Raw genomic sequence first — 2,705 nt, 5'->3', positions numbered from 1 at the left:
GTGCCCAGCAGCACCAGGTCGTCGGGGCGGTAGCGGGCGTCGAACTCCTCCACCTCGTGCGCGAACTCCTTGAAGAAGTGGCGCATCTCCTCGGCCTTGCGCCGCTGGTAGCGGCTCTGCGAGTAGCCGCCGGCCTGCACGTCGCTGGGCGTGGGGAGCGGGTCGCCGCGGTACTCCAGCTCGTCGAGCAGCGTGCCCAGGTACACGCTCAGGATGCGCACGTGCTCGCGGTCCAGCAGGATCACCCCGTAGTGGCGGTAGCTCTCCAGCACCTGGGCCAGCGGCCCCACCACGGGGCGCTCGGCCACCACCAGCCGGTTCTGCACGGGGACGGGGAACTGCATGGCCTCGAACCAGTCGCCCCCCGCCTCGGCGTAGATCACCGCGCCGCGGTTGGCCTCGTCGAACTCGCGGTCCAGCCAGTCCTGGACGCGCTCCCACAGCGTCTGCACCCCCTCCTCCTGGGTGGCCACCCACTCCGCCTCCAGCTCGTCGAACTGGTCGCGCTTCTGGTTGAGGAAGACCTGGTGCGTCCGCTTGTTGTTCGCGTTCACCGACAGGTCGAGGAAGAGGGAGATGACGGGGCGCCCCGTCTCTTCCCGGTTGATGAGCCGCTCGAGATCCTGTTTGCTGATCATGTCCGGACGATGCCTCTGGGTGGCAGGACGCGCGGTAGCCCGCGGCGAGAACCAACCCGGCGGGGCTGCAAATCGGGCGCCACCCCGCGGCGCCCCCCGGGGAAGCGGACACGCCGCGCCTCCCCCCGCCCGGCCGCACCGCCGGCCCCGCGCGCGCCTGCCGGATTCTTCCTTTTCCACGGCGGCGCCGCCCATCGTAAGAAATTGGACATCAATGAGATGGCGATCCGCGGCCTTGACCTGTTTTCTAGATTTCAGGCACGGGATCTGAAGCACGGCGATCAACGGGCGCGGGCGGGTGCGCGCCCCTCGCAAGGGAAAATGAGCATGGCCGAGACGAGCTACCGGAAGTACTGGGACGCGGGCTTCTCCTGGGGCGACTACCTCGAGCGCGAGGTCCGCCAGCACAGGGAGATGTGGGGCGCCGTCTGGCAGCGCTCGCGCGTCCCCGAGTGGGCCGCCGAGCGGGGGAGGAGCCTCGGAGGCGGCTGGCGCCTGCTGGTGATCTCGGAGGACTGGTGCGGCGACGCGTTCAACACCGTCCCCGTCGTCGCCCGGCTGGCCGAGACGCTGGGGTGGGAGCTGCGCGTGGTGAAGCGCGACGAGCACCCCGAGCTGATGGACCGCCACCTGACCGGCGGCGCGCGGTCGATCCCGATGACCGTCGTGCTGCACCCGGACTTCACCCCGGCCGGGCAGTGGGGCCCCCGCCCCGCCGAGCTGCAGGCCTGGGTGCTGGCCGAGAAGCGCGCCGGCGCCCGCCCGGCGGGCGACATCTACCGCGAGGTGCGCCAGTGGTACGCCCGCGACCGCGGCGAGTCCACCCTCCGCGAGCTCCTGGAGGTGGTCGAGCACGCCCCCCGCCGCTCCCAGGCGGCCTGAGACCCTTCCGCGGCGGAGCGTGCGGGAGCCGTAACCGATTGTCTCATAACGGACCAGGCCTCCGCGGAGGGTGAGGCCGGGGCCTTGACGAAAACGCCCGTCTCCTAATACACTTGTTTCCACACGACCCCGCGCCCGCTTCGGCGCGGGGAAATCGTTGGCCCACCGACAGATACGCTTCAAGACGTATTTTTTTGCGGATCTAAAATCTGGAATTTGCGGGCTTTCGCGCCGACCCGTTCCGCCCCTGTGGACGGGCGCCGCCCACCTCGCTCGGGGAGATGCTCCCGGAGGAGTACGCAACGAGGTGACGGTGTCGGCGTCCAGCGCGGCCGGGCGCACCGGGACTGCCCGGCACCGGGTGGAGGTGGCGGACGGGAGCGCGGCGGCGCCGGCGTGCCCGCAGGGAGAATCCACCGAGTAGGCCGCCCGGGCGCGTGAGAGCGGCGTCCGGCCCGGAGCGGGCGCCCCCGGTCTCACCACCACCGCGCGGTCGCACGGACGAAGGCGACGTATACAGTATACACGAGACCCGCGCAGTACGTTCGCGAAATTTTTTTGCCGCCACATCGTGCGGCAGTGCACTTTCGGCGCGACCCCGTCCACCCCCGCGGACGCGCCGCCACCTCCAGGGGGGAGTAGTAAAGGAGTACGCAATGAGGTTCCGGGCCCGTTTCCTCCTTGCCGGTACCGCCGCACTGGCACTCGCCGCCTGCTCCGACGCGGCCGAGTCTCCGTTGCTCGAGGCGCCCCTCGCCCCCGTCGCCAGCCGCTCCGGCGGCGAGCCCGACGTGCGCGACCGCTGGATCGTGGTCTTCAACAAGACCGTCGCCGACCCGCGCTCCACCGCCGCGCGCATCGTGGAAGAGCGCGGCGGCACGCTCCACTTCGTCTACCAGTACGCCCTGCGCGGCTTCGCCGCCACCCTTTCCCCCACCGCCGCCGACGCGCTGCGCCGCGACCCGCGCGTGGCCTACGTCGAGGCCGACGGCCTGGTGCAGTCGGCCGCCACCCAGTACAGCGCCCCCTGGGGGCTGGACCGCATCGACCAGCGCTACCTCGGGCTCGACAGCTACTACAGCTACATGGTGACCGGCTCCGGGGTGAACGTCTACGTGCTCGACAGCGGCATCCGCTTCAGCCACTCCGAGTTCGGCGGGCGCGCGGTGCTCGGCACCGACGTGA

At 70.9% G+C, this 2,705-nt stretch carries 3 protein-coding genes; 2 read left to right on the top strand and 1 reads right to left on the bottom strand.

From position 1 onward, the window contains the following. Positions 1-638, bottom strand: a 638-nt coding sequence (locus VF746_06550; GenBank protein HEX8692058.1) for a Vms1/Ankzf1 family peptidyl-tRNA hydrolase, incomplete at its 3' end; no start/stop codon positions are given. Between the two features lie 327 nt (positions 639-965). Here VF746_06550 and VF746_06545 point away from each other — a divergent pair. Both VF746_06545 and VF746_06540 read left to right on the top strand, forming a co-directional pair. After that, on the top strand, positions 966-1,520 hold the full coding sequence (locus tag VF746_06545; GenBank protein ID HEX8692057.1) for a thioredoxin family protein: 555 nt from the start codon (positions 966-968) through the stop codon (positions 1,518-1,520). 737 nt (positions 1,521-2,257) lie between these two features. Then, on the top strand, positions 2,258-2,705 hold a 448-nt coding region (locus VF746_06540; GenBank protein ID HEX8692056.1), incomplete at its 3' end, for a S8 family serine peptidase.

The sequence above is a fragment of the Longimicrobium sp. genome, assembly GCA_036389795.1.
Classification (GTDB): Bacteria; Gemmatimonadota; Gemmatimonadetes; order Longimicrobiales; family Longimicrobiaceae; genus Longimicrobium.
This window is presented reverse-complemented; position numbering and strand designations above follow the sequence as displayed.